Origin of the sequence: Methylobacterium sp. ARG-1 (assembly GCF_001262595.1) — a bacterium.
GTDB classification, from domain to species: Bacteria; Pseudomonadota; Alphaproteobacteria; order Rhizobiales; family Beijerinckiaceae; genus Methylobacterium; species Methylobacterium brachiatum.
Genome location: NZ_LHCD01000015.1, coordinates 39,292 through 55,459 on the forward strand (window position 1 = coordinate 39,292; position 16,168 = coordinate 55,459).

17 protein-coding genes are annotated in these 16,168 nt (G+C 64.9%); 5 read left to right on the top strand and 12 right to left on the bottom strand.

Going from position 1 to position 16,168, the window contains the following annotated elements; translation table 11 throughout:
• Nucleotides 1–112: 112 nt before the first annotated feature.
• From AKJ13_RS32650 to AKJ13_RS15365, 3 genes are all read left to right on the top strand, one after another.
• Entirely contained in the window at nt 113–295 is a 183-nt protein-coding gene (locus AKJ13_RS32650; RefSeq protein ID WP_244471614.1) for a hypothetical protein, read from the top strand.
• Nucleotides 296–508: 213 nt separating this feature from the next.
• Nucleotides 509–4,909 (top strand): autotransporter outer membrane beta-barrel domain-containing protein, encoded by a 4,401-nt coding sequence (locus AKJ13_RS30450; RefSeq protein WP_160320604.1) that lies wholly within the window; start codon nt 509–511, stop codon nt 4,907–4,909.
• A gap of 59 nt (nt 4,910–4,968) precedes the next feature.
• Nucleotides 4,969–5,211: a hypothetical protein gene (locus AKJ13_RS15365; protein WP_050734127.1), complete on the top strand. Its 243-nt coding sequence runs from the start codon at nt 4,969–4,971 to the stop codon at nt 5,209–5,211.
• Here AKJ13_RS15365 and AKJ13_RS15370 read toward each other — a convergent pair.
• Nucleotides 5,208–5,576 (bottom strand): hypothetical protein, encoded by a 369-nt coding sequence (locus tag AKJ13_RS15370; protein WP_050734128.1) that lies wholly within the window; start codon nt 5,574–5,576, stop codon nt 5,208–5,210. The two genes, AKJ13_RS15365 and AKJ13_RS15370, sit on opposite strands and share 4 nt — an antisense overlap.
• 149 nt (nt 5,577–5,725) lie before the next feature.
• On the opposite strand from AKJ13_RS15370, the gene AKJ13_RS15375 reads away from it, so the two are divergent.
• Together AKJ13_RS15375 and AKJ13_RS15380 are read left to right on the top strand one after the other, a co-directional pair.
• On the top strand, nt 5,726–6,376 hold the full coding sequence (locus AKJ13_RS15375) for a hypothetical protein (protein ID WP_050734129.1): 651 nt from the start codon (nt 5,726–5,728) through the stop codon (nt 6,374–6,376).
• The gene (locus tag AKJ13_RS15380; RefSeq protein WP_082316966.1) at nt 6,363–7,529 is read left to right on the top strand and encodes an ImmA/IrrE family metallo-endopeptidase; all 1,167 of its coding nucleotides are present in this window, start codon (nt 6,363–6,365) and stop codon (nt 7,527–7,529) included. The genes AKJ13_RS15375 and AKJ13_RS15380 overlap by 14 nt, the downstream gene beginning before the upstream one ends.
• A 727-nt stretch (nt 7,530–8,256) precedes the next feature.
• Here AKJ13_RS15380 and AKJ13_RS15390 read toward each other — a convergent pair.
• From AKJ13_RS15390 to AKJ13_RS15440, 11 genes are all read right to left on the bottom strand, one after another.
• Nucleotides 8,257–8,832: a hypothetical protein gene (locus AKJ13_RS15390; protein WP_050734132.1), complete on the bottom strand. Its 576-nt coding sequence runs from the start codon at nt 8,830–8,832 to the stop codon at nt 8,257–8,259.
• A 1,000-nt stretch (nt 8,833–9,832) separates the two neighbouring features.
• Entirely contained in the window at nt 9,833–10,075 is a 243-nt protein-coding gene (locus AKJ13_RS15395; protein ID WP_050734133.1) for a hypothetical protein, read from the bottom strand.
• Between the two features lie 226 nt (nt 10,076–10,301).
• On the bottom strand, nt 10,302–10,868 hold the full coding sequence (locus tag AKJ13_RS15400) for a hypothetical protein (protein WP_144426264.1): 567 nt from the start codon (nt 10,866–10,868) through the stop codon (nt 10,302–10,304).
• On the bottom strand, nt 10,865–11,155 hold the full coding sequence (locus AKJ13_RS15405; RefSeq protein WP_050734135.1) for a hypothetical protein: 291 nt from the start codon (nt 11,153–11,155) through the stop codon (nt 10,865–10,867). The genes AKJ13_RS15400 and AKJ13_RS15405 overlap by 4 nt, the downstream gene beginning before the upstream one ends.
• A 106-nt stretch (nt 11,156–11,261) precedes the next feature.
• Nucleotides 11,262–11,498: a hypothetical protein gene (locus AKJ13_RS15410; RefSeq protein ID WP_050734136.1), complete on the bottom strand. Its 237-nt coding sequence runs from the start codon at nt 11,496–11,498 to the stop codon at nt 11,262–11,264.
• Nucleotides 11,486–11,758, bottom strand: coding sequence for a hypothetical protein (locus tag AKJ13_RS15415; protein ID WP_050734137.1), 273 nt, complete (start codon nt 11,756–11,758; stop codon nt 11,486–11,488). Before AKJ13_RS15415 ends, AKJ13_RS15410 begins: the two co-directional genes overlap by 13 nt.
• On the bottom strand, nt 11,758–12,639 hold the full coding sequence (locus tag AKJ13_RS15420) for a glycosyl hydrolase 108 family protein (RefSeq protein ID WP_064774630.1): 882 nt from the start codon (nt 12,637–12,639) through the stop codon (nt 11,758–11,760). The genes AKJ13_RS15415 and AKJ13_RS15420 overlap by 1 nt, the downstream gene beginning before the upstream one ends.
• A 42-nt stretch (nt 12,640–12,681) precedes the next feature.
• The gene (locus AKJ13_RS15425; RefSeq protein WP_050734138.1) at nt 12,682–12,876 is read right to left on the bottom strand and encodes a hypothetical protein; all 195 of its coding nucleotides are present in this window, start codon (nt 12,874–12,876) and stop codon (nt 12,682–12,684) included.
• Nucleotides 12,877–12,918: 42 nt separating this feature from the next.
• Nucleotides 12,919–13,587 (bottom strand): hypothetical protein, encoded by a 669-nt coding sequence (locus AKJ13_RS15430; protein WP_050734139.1) that lies wholly within the window; start codon nt 13,585–13,587, stop codon nt 12,919–12,921.
• An 18-nt stretch (nt 13,588–13,605) separates the two neighbouring features.
• Nucleotides 13,606–15,282: a hypothetical protein gene (locus tag AKJ13_RS15435; protein WP_050734140.1), complete on the bottom strand. Its 1,677-nt coding sequence runs from the start codon at nt 15,280–15,282 to the stop codon at nt 13,606–13,608.
• Complete coding sequence (locus tag AKJ13_RS15440) at nt 15,282–16,166, bottom strand: hypothetical protein (RefSeq protein WP_050734141.1); 885 nt, start codon at nt 16,164–16,166, stop codon at nt 15,282–15,284. Before AKJ13_RS15440 ends, AKJ13_RS15435 begins: the two co-directional genes overlap by 1 nt.
• Nucleotides 16,167–16,168: the final 2 nt, after the last annotated feature.

Here is a 16,168-nt window from a genome sequence, read left to right on the forward strand (position 1 = left end):
ACGCCCCCTACCCTATGGCGGTAGACGGGGTCAGGCCTCGAACCCGACCATCTCCGACCTTCGGAAAACCTCCGACGTCACGGACGACGAGATTACCGCCGCGGTCGATGCGGTGCTCGCCGATCTGACGACCGAATCATATCCGCTCGCGAAAGGCTGGACGCTCGACCTGGTCGCGGCGATCGCGAGCCACAAAGGCTCCCAGGATGCGCTCCTCACCGACCGGAACGCCTATAAGCGCAACATGGTCCATACCGCGATCCTCTTGGTCCCACACAACAACCAACGGCCGTAAATTTGACCCCAGAGTCCCAGGCAATTTGCAAGCGCAGAGTCGCGGCAGATGGGGTAAGGCCGTGTCGGCTACTTATTAGCCTCGTTTACACATCCTTAATGTTTCCATTTCTTTTCTGGGCGATCACGAACTGATTATTTGAAGCCTGGGACGATGGCGTCGACATACTCTAACCGCTTTTGCGCAACGCTGCTTGCGGGAGTAGCGTTCTCGATGTCGGCTGCAACCGGGCATGCACAGGGTTTGCCCTGGGGCCTTTATTCCGACCGCTCAACCAGCGTGACGGTCCCGTTCGCGCAGCCCATCGATTTCTCAAGCGGCGCCACCAGCGGTGCGGTGCTAAGCGTCGGCTTCGACAGCAAGGGGCCACACAATTTTATGGTCGATACCGGGTCCACCGGCATCGCTATTGGCAAAGACTCCACGGCTTGGCAGCCCGCCGCCGGCCAAGTTTCGGTCGGGCCAGGACAGATCACATATACAAGCAGCAATCGAGTTTTGACGGGAAATCTCTACGAAACAACCGTCAAATTCTATATGCCTGGCACAAACGATGTCATCGCTACCGCGGTCGTTCCAATATTGCAGGTGCTTTCCGAGACAAAGGATGGCGTCCCTGTGGCAGGCCGGATTACCACTCAGATGTTCGGTGTCGGCTTCGGTCGTGAAGCAGCCGGTTTTCCCAATGGGACGCCGGATGCGAACCCCTTGCTCAACATCAACACCATCTCAACTGGTGACGCCTCAAAGCTCGTGCGTGGTTATATCATAACCCAGAACGGGATCGAACTCGGCCTAACGGCAGCCAACACGCAAGGGACGACGTTCATCAGGTTGGCGGCCGGTCCGACGTCGGGAAACGCCATCGAGTGGCAAATGACGCCGGGCGATTTGCAGGCCGGGGGGGCGATCGGTTCCGGGACCGTCCTGCCTGATACCGGCCTCTACGATTCATATATCAAACTTCCGGACGGCAGCAGCATTAAGCCCGGTGCGAGGATCCCCAAGGGAACCCTCGTGACCGTCTACATGCCGGGGCGTATAGACCCGGCCGCGGCGCTCTACAGCTTTAGAGTCGGCGACACCGGCAATCCGCTCGCGCCGGTCGGCGAGGTCTATGCCGAGAGCAAGAAGCCGACCGATACAGGCGCGACCTATATCAACACGACGATCACTATCCTCCGCGGCTTCAATCTCGTTTATGACGCCGATAGCGGGTTCGCGGGCTATCAGCGCATCGCCCCCGAGAGCGCGGATCTAGTCGCGAAGCCGATGATCGCACTGCAAGGCAGCTTGAGCTTGGCCTCGCAATTTACGACGAGCCTTCCCGTATTTCTGATGAGCACGACGGCGCTGAACCCCCTCGATGTCGCGAGCCTCGGCGGCGACATCTCCGGGCCTGGGAGCCTGAACAAGACCGGGCTCGGCACGCTCGAACTCGCCGGCAACAACACCTACACCGGCGGCACCGCAATCCTCGGCGGCACCCTGGCCGTCTCCCGCGACGCCAATCTCGGCGCCACTGCTGCCGGCTTGACTCTGGGCGGCGGCACCCTCGAGGTCTTGGCCGACGGCTTCGCCACCGCACGCCCGGTTACCCTCAACGGCAGCGGCACCCTACAGATCGACTTCGGCACCGCGACCTTCGCGGGCTCGATCGCTGATGGCAGCCAGCCGGGCATGCTCATCAAGACTGGATCCGGCACCGCCGTCCTGTCAGCCGCTAACACCTTCACGGGAGGCGCGCTCGTAAATGCCGGTACGCTGGCGCTGACGACAACCGGCAGCCTTGCCGCACCCGTACTCGTCGGGGAGGGAGCGAGCTTCCTCAATGCTGGCGTGATCTCCGGCCGAATTGGCAACCTCGGTGCTCTCAATAACAGCGGAACTATCACTGGCGGCCTGATCAATACCGGTCTGGCCTTCAACTCCGGATTGATTGCTGGCGGCGTAGCTAACAGCGGCAGCCTGGGCAACAACGGCATCATTACCAACGGCCTGACCAATGCCGGGCTGACACTGAACGCTGGCATTATCAGCGGTGGCGTAATCAACAGTGGTGTCCTTCGCAACAGCGGCGCGATCGCCGGCGGTCTTGTCAATAGCAGCGCCGCGATCAGCAGCGGCACGATCGCGGGCGGGGCGATCAACGATGGTGTCCTGAGCAACACCGGCGCCATCGCGGGCGGTCTGACCAACGCTGGCACGGCCTATAACAGCGGCGCCATCGGCGGTGGCGTGACCAACAACGGCACGCTCGGCACCAGTGGCACGATCAGCGGTGGTCTGACCAATACCGGCACCGTGCTGGCCAGCACTGGCCAGATCGACGGACCCATCGTCAACAATGCTGGCCTACTCGCCATCTCTGGATCTGTGGCCAGCAACGGCATCCTGACCAACGCTGCTGGCGCGACCCTCGCCGTCACCGATGGCGGCGCCTACAGCTTAGCCGGATCGCTCAGTAACGCTGGCACCATCCTCATCGACCAGAATACCAGTCTCACCGCGGACGCGGGCCTGAACAATGCTGGGCTCATCACAAGCGACGGCACCCTCACCACCGACCTGACCAACGCTGGCATCGCCCGCCTGTCTGGCAAGTTCGATGGCACGCTGACCAATGCCGGCCTGCTACAGATCACCGGCTCGCTCGTCGGTCTCACTAGCCTGACCAATACCGGCGCCGTCGACCTCGGCGGCACCGCCTTCACGCTCAACAACTTCACGGGCCCGGCGAGTGCCGTCTTGGGCAACGGCGCCCTCACGGTTACGGGCGCGGCCTCCTCCACTTACGCTGGCGCCATCCTCGAGACCGCGAGCCCGACCAGTCTGACCAAGGCCGGCACCGGCACGCTCACGCTCACCGGCACGGGCCGCTTCTCCGGCCCGACCACGATCCAGGCTGGCACGCTCACGCTCAACGGGCTCTGGACCTCGCCGGTCGCGGTCGCGGCCGCTGGCACGCTGCGCGGCATCGGCACCATCGCGGCGCCGGTCGCAGTCGCCGGCGCCCTGCGGCCGGGCAACTCCCCCGGCACCCTCACCGTGCTCGGCCCGGTGGCGTTCGCCCCCGGCAGCAGCCTTGGGCTCGACATCGACGGCCCGGGCACCGGCACCGGCGCAGGCAGCTACGCGCGCCTCCTGGCGCTGGGCAGCACTGGCACGGTCGCGGCCAACGGCACCCTGGTGCCGGTCCTGCGCGGCATCACCGGCAATGCCACCAACAGCTTCGCCCCAGCGCTCGGTCAGCGCTTCGGCGTGCTCACAGCCCAAGGAGGGCTGTCGGGCTCGTTCACCGGGCTCGCCCAGCCAACGGCAGGCTTACCGGTCGGCACGCGCTTCGACGCACTCTATTCCGCCACCGGCCTCGACCTGGTGGTCACGCCAGCCGCCTACAGCAATCTCGCCGGGCTCGGCCTCGCCCAGACTGGCAACGCTCAGGCGGTGGGCGCCGCCCTCGACGTAGCCCGCCCGGCCGCCGCCACGCGGCCGGACGCGGCGCAGGCGCGGGTGTTCGACCCGCTCTATGCAGCCAATCCGGCAACCCTGCCGGGCGGCTTGGCAAGCCTGTCGGGCCAGAGCTACGGCGACGCGGTGATGACCGACCTCGCCGCACGCCGGCTAATCACCGATACGATCGACCGGCACCAGCGAGGGCTGGGAGGAGGCGCGACGGCGTTCAGCGCAGGCGATCCTGGCCTGGGCCCGAACGGCACAGCGCTGCAGGTGCGTGGCGGCGCTGGGGCGGCCGATCGGCCGCTGGCGGTGGGCGATGGCCGGGTCTGGGCCGACGCGCTGTACGGGTTCGGGGCGCGGGCCGGCGACCGGGTGGCGTCGGGTGCCGGGTTCGACACGGGCGGCCTGCTGCTCGGCGTCGACCAGCAGGTCGGGGCGGATACAGAGGTGGGCGGGGCGTTCAGCTACCTGCGCGAGGGCGGCACGTCGCGGGGCGCGGGGCTGGGTCGGTTCACCACCGACAGCTATGGCGGCACTCTCTACGCAAGCACCCGCCTGGGCGCGGTGGTGCTGCGCGGCACGGCGGGCGTGTCGTACGCGGACGGGCGGATCGACCGGACGGTAGCACTGGGCTCGGCGGTGTCGCAGGCGAGCGGCCTTTCGTCCGGCTGGAACGGCGGGGTGTCGGGCTTTGCAGGTTACGCGCTGGCCACGGGGCTGCCGGTCGAGGTCGTACCGGAGGTGGGCTTCAGTTACGATCGCTTGACGCGGGGCCCAGTGGCGGAGCGGGGCGGGTTGGTCAACCAGGGTTTCGGCGGTCAGGGCTTCGCGGTGGCGGATCTCGACGCAGCGCGCAGCCTCGTCGGCGGGCGCGTGACGAGCGTGGCGTTTGCGGGCGTTCCAGACCTGCGCCTGGAGGGCCGAGCGTACTGGGCGCACGAGCTGGCCGACACCTACACGGTCGTGCGCTCGGGACTGTTCGGGGCGGCGTTCGCGAGCCGGACGAGCGCGCTGGGCCGGGACGGTGCGGTCCTGGGGGTAAGCCTGATGGGCGCGGTCGCGGAGGGCGTTCAGCTGTCGCTGGGCTACACGGGCGATCTGCGCTCGGGCGCCACCGCACAAGTCGTCTCCGCAGGTCTCCGGGCTGCGTGGTGAAGCCAGCACCAACTTGCTCTTGGTTGAAGAGTACCGGGTCGCCATAGCTCGGCGTCGCCATGCCCACCGAACCGCACGCCCCGATCCGCGGCCGCGCGCTCCTGGCGCTTCGGGCCTGCGCCGCCCATCCGCAGGGGCTCCGGCATCAGGCCTCTCCGACCTACATGCCGATGCTGGCCGAGATGGGCTTGGTCGAGGTGCGGAACGTGCGCGGACCGGGCCGGCGGCAGGCTGAGTGGTTCTTGACCGCCGCCGGCCGAGCGCTCATCGCGGAGCTAGGGCCGAGCGAGGTGCGGGACTAACCCGCCTTCGCCGCGAATTCCCAGATCGGCGGGCCCCATTCCTGGCCCTGCCGGTCCCCATAGCTCGACGTGCGCTCGTACATGACGCGGTTTGCCTCGACGCCGAGCGCCTTGTCGCTGCCGGTAATCACCGCCCCGCAATAGTCGACTCGCAGGGTGCCGTGCTGCGCGTGAACACCGAACAGCTGCGGCGCTGTCCAGCCAAGGGCATGAGCGTCGGCCCCAAAGCGGTCGCAGAAATCGATCGCGGCCTCCCGAACAGCCGCCCAGCGCGCCGGCGGCATGTAGCGGCAGGGCGAGGCGTGCGGCGACAGGCGTTCGAGCTGGTCGCGCCAGGAGGCGACGGTGGGCGGGAGGTCGGACATGCCAGCGGGGTACGGCCGAATGGTTGCCGAAGAGAGAAGTTCGCTCCGGAATTGAGTAGCAAGCTCACCCGCCCATTTCCAGTCTGGTTGACAAAACTGTTCATATTTCTAATATGGTTGCGAACGCACTCTTGCTACTGTGACGCCCTATGGACGCTGTCAGCGCCGAGGAATTTCTCAAGGACCAAGTCCCCGCTGCCGTTCGGGCGCTTATCGTCCCGACGCTCAAGACGGCCTATGAAGCGGCGCAGCTCATGGCTAAGGGCGAGCCGATCCTGAACGTTCAGTCTGCTCGCGATAACCGCGGCCGGCTCATCAGCTGGGCGGTCGATTTTGGGATTGAGCAGCTGCTCAAGACACAGCGCTGGCCTTATGAATACCGTTGGCGGGATTTCGCCCAGCCGACCGGCCGCTACCTTGAGATCCGGCTGTCGCACGCGGTGCTGACGATCAGTCAGGTCGCCAACCCCGGCAAGCAGCCGAGGAACGTCGTCTTTCGTGAGAACGGGCGGCTCAGCAACGCGCCGTTCTTCGACCTCTCTGAGTTCGACGACACTCGCGCCGTTCAGGGAGTGCCGCACTTCCTTCTGATCCACGGCCATAAGAACCTCGAGTTCGCGCACTTGGCCGTGCCCCACGCCGTCTATCGGCGCGACTGGATCTACAAAACCCCCAACCTCTTGACGCTGCCGCACGTCGTGCCCGAGACGGTGCCGCCGACCGAGGCGACGGAATTCAACACGGCGCTGGCGCTCAAGGAAGAGATCGAAAAGTGGCGCAAGGACAATGACGTCTCCTAACGTTATCTCCTTTCCATCAAAGCCAAATGTCCGCGGTCTTGTGCCGTCTCGCCTGCGGGACGCACGGATCGCGCGCGGCCTGAACCAGACCGAGCTTGCCGACGCGGTTTCCGTGAGCCGGCAGGCAATCTCCGCGTATGAGGCTGGCGACAAGACTCCCGAACCCGAGACGATGGCTCGGATCGCTGACGCCGTGATGCAGCCGTTGGCCTACTTCACCGCTGAGGACCCAGCATCCTTCGGTGACTACAGCACGCGGTTCTTCCGTTCGTTCGGCGCGGACACCAAGCGGCGCAATCTGATGAGCGAAGTTCTAGGGAAGTGGTTCGTTCAGACCGCTTGCTACCTTTACAACTTCGTTGGTTTCCCCGCCATCAACCTTCCAACCGTCACGCCGCGTAGCGGTGATCGGTACGATGACGACGAGATTGAGGAGGCTGCGGAAGTGTGCCGCCGGCAATGGGGCCTAGGTTTGGGGCCGATTTCCAACGTCATCGGGCTTTTGGAAAACAACGGCGTTACGGTCTGTCGGTTTAAGATGGAAGGCCAGAAGATCGAGGCGTTCTCATTTTGGAACGGGCCTCGACCGTTCATCTTCTTGTCTTCCGAGAAGCAGTCCGCCGTGCGAGCGCGGTTCGATGCAGCGCATGAACTAGGCCACCTCATCTTGCATCGATTCATCGCGCCGGAAGATATAGAGGATCCCAAGGTTCTTAAGATCATCGAAGTCGAGGCACATCGTTTCGCGAGTGCGCTGCTGATGCCCCGGCAGTCGTTCCCAAATGAAGTTTACACGCCGCGTCTTGACGCCTTCCGCGACCTCAAGCCTCGGTGGAAGGTTGCCATTCAGGCGATGATCCTTCGTTGTCGCGATCTTGGCATCTTCGATGAGGCGCAAATTACGAGCCTTTATAAGCAGATTTCGTACAAGAAATGGCGCACATCCGAGCCGTTTGACGACACGATGCCGCTTGAGACCCCATCGCTCTTGAGGAAAGTGGTGGAGGTAGTCGTCGGCGCCGGCAAAAGGACTACCGACGCAATCGTCACAGAGTTACGGCTTTCCAGCGCGATGGTTGCGGCCTTCTGTGGCTTGCCGTTGTCCTACTTCGAACCGCAACGGCAGACAGAGTTCATCCCGCAGTTGAGGTAGGCGCCGCAACTGCAGGACGTAGGCTAGAGCCGATGCTGGTTCGGTGGCTGTGCGAAGATTCGGGCGCCGCGCCCGCTCGGCCCCGCCCCGATCTGCTCACGGGGCCGGGGAGCGTCCGATCTCACCAGCGGTCGAGCTGATACGCAACGCGGCTTGGGATGCAGGATGGGGCCCACCAATTACGACGACGGTTAGGTACATGGGCTCCGCCCGTCCCACGCCGGGATCGTCGACCTTGGTCGCTTCGAACGCACGTGGCATGCTCTGAAGATGAGCCAGACGGTCCAGATTAGGTTGATATGCCCGGTTTGCCACCGGGCAGGTACGGCGTACGTCGCAGAGGCCAGCGATCTTGCATGGATGAGGAGCGACCGGGATGTGTCCGTCGTCAGCATGCCAAGAGGGTTCGTAGCTGTCCGCCGCGAAGGAAGCTCATGGGGTGGCGCCTTCGATATCGACTACATCGAGGACGGCGTTTCAGCGATCGTCAGCGCCTGAAAGCGCACGCCACGAAAAAGCCCGCGCCGGCGAACCGGGCGGGCTTTCAGATCCAACGGGTCGGGGGCGAGCCAGCTGGATCTGGGCTGCTTCTATCGCGCTAGGATTAAAAAAATCTCAGCGCGACGGCTACCGGCGGGCTGAGGGGGTGGGGGGAACGTCTCGTAGCTCCGCCGGCGGGTCTGTGGCTCCCGATCATCCGGCCACCGGCAGTGGGCCATAACTACCGTCAAAGCATCGTATGCTCGCCCACCGCCCCTTCCTCGAAGGGCGCAAGGAAGGCCGCACCGATGCCGCCATCGATCCGGCGTGCGACTTTCGCCTGATGCCGCCCAATCACGATCGTTTGACCGATTTCCAACGAAGCATCCAATTGTAGCGCCACGCCCGAGGCCGAAAGGTTCAAGATCCGTGCAGGCACACCCGTGCCGTCCGCAAGTGCAACCTGCACGTTCCTGTGTTTGGGAACGACGCGCCGGTGAACGCGCACCTCGTCGGGAGGGGGAGCTTGCAACCGCGCCAAGCTCACCAGGCTGCGCACCACCTCTCCGGCGGTGGCCCCGCGGCCCACCACCCGCACGACGAAGTCGGCGGTTCCCGACCGCACGACGCGGATCTCCATTTCCCCAACGCCACGGATCGAGCAGCCGAGCTGCGCCGCTACCGGCGGGATCGTCGCCGATCGCATCCGAATACCCTCAGCCGAAATATCGACTGTGACGGCGTGAAACTCAGCTCCATCACCGCGCCAACACAAAGCCGGGAGGATGATGGCGTGCCGCAAAACCGACCGTTGCTCAGTCATATCGTGGTGTGTCTCATCTCCCCAGTGATTGTAGAAAAATGTTGCGCTCCGCTTGTAGCTAACGACAGCATTTTAATTGATGGAAGGGTTGTTCCTGTCCCACGAGCAATCGCTGGTGCGACCGACACGAAAAAGCCCGCCGCGGCGAACCGGGCGGGCTGAGGAGGTTCGTGGTCTCAGGAACGAACTAAGAGCTGCTCTGGCAAGGCTCGTTCCAGAGATGTGACGCGCAAGTTACTTGGAGCCACCGCTGCCGGTGGAGCCAACGCGAGAGGGCTGCCCCTCGTTGCCAGCTGCTGCGGAGTCCGTCGCGATGCCATCTGCCGCGCGGCCGGTCGGCGAATAGGTGACTGCAGGCGCCGAACCGGTCGACCCAGGCTGCTGGGTTACGACGCCCGGCACACCCGGCGGCGGCACCGCGACGACCGCACCCGCTGGAGCTTCCACGACGCCTTGTGCGAGTACCGGACCAGTGAGGGACATTGCGATGGCGGCAGCTAAAGCGATCTTGGTCATAGGGTTCTCCTGCCAGGATAACGCGACAGGAAACTCCTGAAGCGGCGGACAAACTCCGATTGGGCAAAAGGGATCCGTCAGCCGAGAGCGAAAAAGCCCCGCGCGGCGGCTGCCGGCGGGGCTGAAGATTTTGATCTCGAATCCAAGGGGAAGTCGAGAATCACCGGGACCATACCGCAAAAGCGAGCACAGGAAAGCCCGCCACGATGCTGGATCGGGCGGGCTTTCAGCCTCGGACAAAGGTGTCACCGCGGAGCCCGAGGCTCTGATGGCGCCAGCTGTTGAGACGGGCGCCAAGGCCAATTGTAGTGCTGCGGTGCAACAAGAAAACCCGCCGCGGCTTGTGAGCCGGGCGGGTTGAAGGTGGTTCGGGAGGAACCACGGGAGCATCGCAAGCCGCGGGCCAGCGGCTACCGATCTGGCGGCCGACGGTGCTGCAGCTCCTGCGCGATGCCGGCAGGGCCTTCGGGTCAGACCGGCGGTGCTACTTACGGGCGGCGACCTTCGACCAGGTGATGTCGTATTCCTCGCCGATCCTGAATTGGCCCTTCTCGGCTGGGACCGTGACCATCATGTTGAATTCGGCATCGGTCTGCCGGTTCTCGACGGACCAGGTCTCGTTCAGCTCCTTGTTCTCGGGCTTGTCGGACGGGCGCATACGCACCTCCTCCTCGCCGAGCCCGAGCTTGTTCACGGCCACGACGGTCATGCGCATCTTGATGGACATGGGGCTTTCCTCTTCAGGGGATGCCAGCGTGTGGGCGAGCTCGGCCCGCCGGGCGACGGAACAGCGAACGCCGGCGCTGGCTCCGGCGTGCTGGATGGCGAGGGTTGTGGACCGGATCACTCCCGGGGCGGCTCCTTCGCCGCGGTCCGGTTGCCGACGATGAGGCCGACCAGCAGGGCGATCAGGCAGTAGACACCGCTCAGATCCTGGCCGACGGGCGGACAGGTCACTTCGGCGCCGGCGAGCGCGGCACGATCTCGAACTCGAGCGGGGGCAGGATCGCAACGATCGACCAGCCCAGGGCGCGCTGAAGCGGGTTGCAGTCGTAGGCGACCACACCCTGGAGGCGCCCACGGCCCGGCACGGCATCGAGCGGGATGTAGGGGCCGATCACCTCTTCTTCGCGACCGAGCGGCCCATAGGCATCGAAGCGCTCGGTCTCGAAGTCGATACGACGGCCGGCGCCGTCGATGATCCACCACCGCCGCGCAATTTCGCAGGAGCGCTTTCGATCGCGGACACCGCGCACCAGCAGGCGTTCGCCGACGTGGACCTGCTTGTCCGGGTTTACGATTTCGCGGGAGATCTGCCGGACCGGGATCTCTCGATCGATGGTCATCGAGAAGACCCAACCGAACGCGACCGCGATCATCCCCCAGTACAGGAGGTTGGCCACGTGCATGTGCATGGGCGTCTTGCGCGACCCATGCGACAGCGACAGGGCGCGAGCGTACAGGTCGACGTCGGACGGGGTCGGCTTCATGGCTTCCGGAGTGGGGTTATGCCAGATCATCGGGGAACAGCTCCCCCTTTCACGATTACCAAGCCGAGTATGGCCACGACCACCACGCCGATGATGATCTTAACAAGCCATCCGATGTTAGCGTTGAGCTTGTCTACGTCGTCTTTGAGGTTTTTCAGGTCGCTCTTTGACGCATAGTTGGCTTTGACTTCATCGAAAAATCGGTCGAGCTTCTTGTCGAGCAACGACACTTGGAAGGCCAGCAGGCGCACGTCGCTCTTGAGGTCGCCTTGGCCGGACAGCAGCGGCACTTCAGTGGTCTCGTCGGGTAAGGCCATGTCGGGTCCATGCGGTAACGGTGCGAAGCCCTCCGCCTCGTTGCGGGTGGCTCTGTCCTGGAGTGGCGGAGCGCCAGCCCCAGGTTCGGGCGGAGCCAGCTCGGTCTCAGGAGCCGATCTGCCGGGCGATCTCTCGCGCCTTCGGCCGGCTCCAGCCGCAGACCCGGACGCCGGCCTCGACCTGGCCGGCGATCCAGCGCCGGTCGTCCTTATCGAGCCCGCGCACGGCCAGCTTGGGGGCCTCGAACGCATCGCACGCGCCCTGGATCGTGGCCGGCGTCGAATCCGTGACGCAGCCACCGAGCGCGGCGCCGAGGAGCGCCAACATCATCACCTGTCGCATTTGCCAGCCTCCTGGAGCCATTCGCCGTCGATGTTGAAGCAGCGGTCGATGTCGTCGCGCGCGCCGCGAGCGACCTTCGCCGCCTCGGCGTTGCGCTTGTTCACGGTCTCGACGATCGCAGCCTTCCCGGCCGCGTTGCCGGCGTGCCAGCCGACGAACTTGCCGACGAAGTAGCCACCGGTTGAGAGCGGCAGGGCGGCCACCATGGCGCCGAGCAGCGCCAGGGTGATGGGTGAGAGTGTCCCGATCAGGCGCAGCATCACGCGGCCTCCAGCGCATCATCCAGTCCCTCGGGCGGGATGTTGTCGTTGGTCGGGTGGGCCGGCCGCAGGTCGAGCGCTTCGTTGATCCGGGCGGAGCGCTTGCGGGCCCACAGGGAGTAGAGGCCGCCGCAGACGCCCAGCAGCACGCCGATCACCGTGACGATGGTCAGGAGGTGCGCGACGCGCTCGATGTTCTGAAGCGGCTCCAGGGTCGATGTGACCTGGGCGAGGACGCCCGAGGACGTGCCGGCGCTCCAGAGCGCGTCCAGCTTCGGCGGCGGCGCCTTGGCGCTCTCCAGCACGGCCTTGGCGCTCATGCCCGACATGAAGGCCACCGCCGGCGCCGGACCGGTCGAGCCGCGCGCGTAGTGCTGCCCAAGATCCTTCAGCTGCTGGGTCCGCCGTAGCCAGCCCTTGCCGAAGCGCTTGAAGGTCCGGAGCGCCTTGAGGAAGGCGTTGCGCAAGGCGATGATCTTGGCGATCAGCGCATCCACGTCGTTCACGGCCTCGGCCGCCATCAGCGTGGCATCGCCCATGACGCCGTCGACCCGGACGCCGAGGGCGCGCTGCAGCCACTTCACGGACTGCGAGACGCCGGAGTTGATCGCGCCGTCGCCCACGACGATGTCGAGGCCCTCGGGCAGGCGATCGCCCCAGACCTTGTCCCAATACCCGGTCTTGTAGATGTCGACGAGCTCGCTGACCTCGACCAGCCACACGTCGCGAATCGGCAGCTTCCGAGCCCGGCGCCAGCCATTGTAGACCCGCTGCGTCACGCCGTAGGCGGTCCGGCCTCCAGGGTCTGCCTTGTCGTCCACACGGCCGCCCTCGAAGGTCATTTCGACCTTGAACCACGGCTTCAGGTTGGCCTCGGCCATGTCAGGATCTCCAGGATTGTCGGGTTGGTGGTGAGGCGAGCGTCAGCGGCGCGCGGCGTTCGGGATGCCGCAGATGCGGACGAGGCCGACGCGCTCGGCGATCACCGGCGCGCAGAACGTCCCGGGGCGGTGCGGCCGTGGGCGGGCGGTTGCCGGCTCGCATGCGGCGATGGCCAGGATCCCAGCCACAGTCAGAAAGCGCGCAGCCGTCTGCGCCGCGGCGGATGCCATGGTCATGGTAGGCTCCAGATTTTCAGGGGTGGTGGAGGTCGGGCCGGCTCAGCGCTGGCTGGCGGCGCGGAAGAAGGCCTTCAGCTTCTCCGGGGTGTCCTTGCCGAACGAGGCGGCCAGCAGCGGCGTCAGCTCGTGCCCGATCGGGAACGACGTGGTGCCGGCCAAGAACAGCAGGACGCGCTTCTGCCGATCCGGATCCGTGACCTTCGCCTTCACGGCCTCGATCAGGGTGTCGGGCGTCTTGCCGGTGGCCACCCACGCCATCGCGGCATCGTCCGTGATGATCTGCTCGGCGGCAGCCTGGCCGGCGAACTGGTAATCGCGGACTGCCAGCACGATCGGCTCCGGCAGGTCGCCAATCGTCTTGGTCGCCGGGTCGTAGATCCGCTGCTCGTAGGCCTTCCACGGAGCGGCGTTGTCCGGATCGATGTCCTCGATCTCAAGCACGCGCATGCCGGTGGGCACCGGCGCGTTGCCGCGGTCTCGAACCGTCGCCTGGACGGTTTCACCCTGAGCTCCCGCATACGTCATCGCCAGGAGATAGCCGTCAGTGAATGAGCCCTCGGTCGCACGGAACACGTACCAGTCGAGGCCATCGCTATCCCGCCGAGCAAAATGGACGTTGTAGCCGGGTGGGACGTCGCCGACCCAATCCGGCACGGTGTCCGGAACGTACCGGCTCCACGTGCCGAGGTCTTTAATCTTCGCAACCATGTGTTGATCCCTCCAATACTAGGCGAAGCCGACCTGAATCCAGCCGCCAGCGTTCGGGACATAGATCTGAGGCTGACGGAACCGCATTGCTCGGATGATGATGTCGTTACCGTCGCCCGAGGTGATGCTCGACCGACCGGTGCAGACCGCCCCGCCGTAAGGCTCGACCATGCCGCCGTTGTAGCTGCCGGTGATGTCGAGATCGCCGACGTGGACGTACCGGGCAGAGATCACGACGGCGTTGTAGGCGGCGACGCGGGCGTTCTCGGCGAAGGCCGAGGCCCGGGCCTCAATGCGGCCGTTGAGGTCGCCGAGCTGAGCGGTCTGAACGGATCCATCCGAGCCGATGTTGAAGAGGCTGCCGTTCGAGCTCATGTTCATGAGGTGCGTGCGGCTATCCTCACGAACCATCCAGCCGGAATAGAACACGTTCGGGTAATTCATCCCGAGCACCGGATAGCCCTTGCTGACCAGAAGATCGCCCGACATGTCCTGGCGCGACGCTTGGTCTTTACGGACCGCCGATGCCTGCGCGACCTGCTGATAGGCGAGACCGCGGGCCTCGATGCGGGCGTTCAGATCACCGAACTGCTTGGTCCATACGGAGCCGTCACGGCTGAAATAATGGGTGTTGGCTACGATGGAGCTGCCAGTAAAGTCTTGAAGATATAAATTGCTGTCGCCCTCGTAGTGATAAAGTCTCCACTGCTTTCCGTCGTAAGTTCCACCGGACTGTTTAAGCCAGAGGGACGCTCCGCCCTTCGAGATGGTCAGATCGCCGCTCATCGTGTCGCCAGCGAGCGAGACGGACTCGCCTGCCGCTGCTGCCTGCGCAGCGTCGGCGAATGCCTTGGCGCGGGCCTCGATACGGGTGTTCAGATCTCCAAACTCGCGAGTGTTGATTGCACCGGTCGTTACGTTCAGATTGAACGGGGAATAGCCGGCCTTCTGATTGTAGATGCTATAAACGCCGCCCTGATTGACCGTCAGAACGTTGTCGTTGGAGTTGGTGCGAGAGTTGAGTTGATACCCGGAGTTTCCGTCCGTGCCATTGGCGACGAAAAATGGAGCGGCAAGAGAGCCCGTAAGCGCACCCCCGGTCAGCGGCAGACGCTGAGCGGCATACGCCAGCGCACGCGCTTCGATGCGCGTGTTGAGATCACCGATCTGAGCCGTGGAAATTCCACCATCTTCGCTCACGACCAGCGGATTGCTGAAATACGCCCCGGCCTTCTGCTTCTGAAAGTAGAGCTTGCCGTCGCCGCCGCTGATAAGGGCGGCCCAGGCCTCCTTGTCATAGGTGCCCCCGACCTGGGTGAAGTTGATCTGGGCGTAGTTCATCGCGATGTTGAGGACGCCCGTCATCGTTCCACCGGCCTTCGCCACGAACGACGTGAGCACGGCAGCGAGGCCGAGGTTGGCCTGGCCCTGCGCCTTTTCAGCGTCCGTGTAGCTCTGGGCGCCGTCGACCCGCACGGCCTTGGGCGACTGCGCCGAGTTGGTGGCCACCTCGACTGCGAGCGCCGCGGCGCCGGCGATGACGGTCGCGAGATCCTTCAGAGCCGGGACGAAGTTGTAGAGGTGACCGCCCTGGCGGAAGCCGCCCGGGTTGGTGACCGAGTTGTACGGGTTGTCGCCATCGTAGAACGACTTGAGGCGATCGAGCGCCGCCTGCTGGGCAGTGGTCAGGGGCATCAGAGCGATTCCTTCGCGACGAACTCGGTGGCGATGTTGGGCGTGCTCATCCGGCGGAGGCTCGGCATCTGCCCGAGCGTCCCGATGAAGGCCTCACGGAGGAAGGTGCTGGGGTCGCCGGGATTCGGCACGACCACGACCTGATTGTGGATCCCGGACCGCACGGCGATCTGGTAGATCTCCCGGAATTCGGTGTCCGGCAGGTACGAGAAGGCGAACTTGAAGATCCGCCGGATGGCGCGGGCGTTGTGGAAGAGGGTGCCGCTGCGGCCCATCTCCTCATCCGTGACCGCCTCGAAGTCGAGGGAGTTGCTGCCCTCTTCGTAGTTCTTGGGCGGGCGCCAGGTGCGGCTGGCGAAGAAGCGGCCGATATCGAAGTAGCCGTCGGGGTTACCTTTGTCGAAGATCTCGACTTCGATGTAACCGGCGACAAATCGGAACTTCGGGATGTAGATGAAGGTCGCGCCCTTCCCGATGCCGCGGCCGATGTCGTCGAACTCCTGCGTCACCCCTTCCCAGAAGCCGGCGTCCTCCCAGGCCAGGGTCAAGCTGTCGACCGCGTTGCTGGGCAGCGTCAGCAGGCCACTGTCGTCGACCAAGTTGGCCTTGCCCTGGTCGGTGTAGGCGCGGATCCGGATCTGCGCGGTCGCCCGCAGGTTGGTTGGCCCGAGCGCGATCCCGCCGATGCTGAAGGTCTTCGGCAGGGTGCAGTTGAACTTGGTGTCGGCCGGATCTGTGCTCGTCGTCCGGGCGACCTCGGGCAGGTACGGCGTCCGGAGGTTGTTCAGCCCCAGCGACCCGGTCTGCCAGGAGCCTCCGCCGAGCACCACGCCGTCGAGGTCGACGCGGTTCTCGTACATGAGGGCGAGGTTCTGTTGCGGCATCC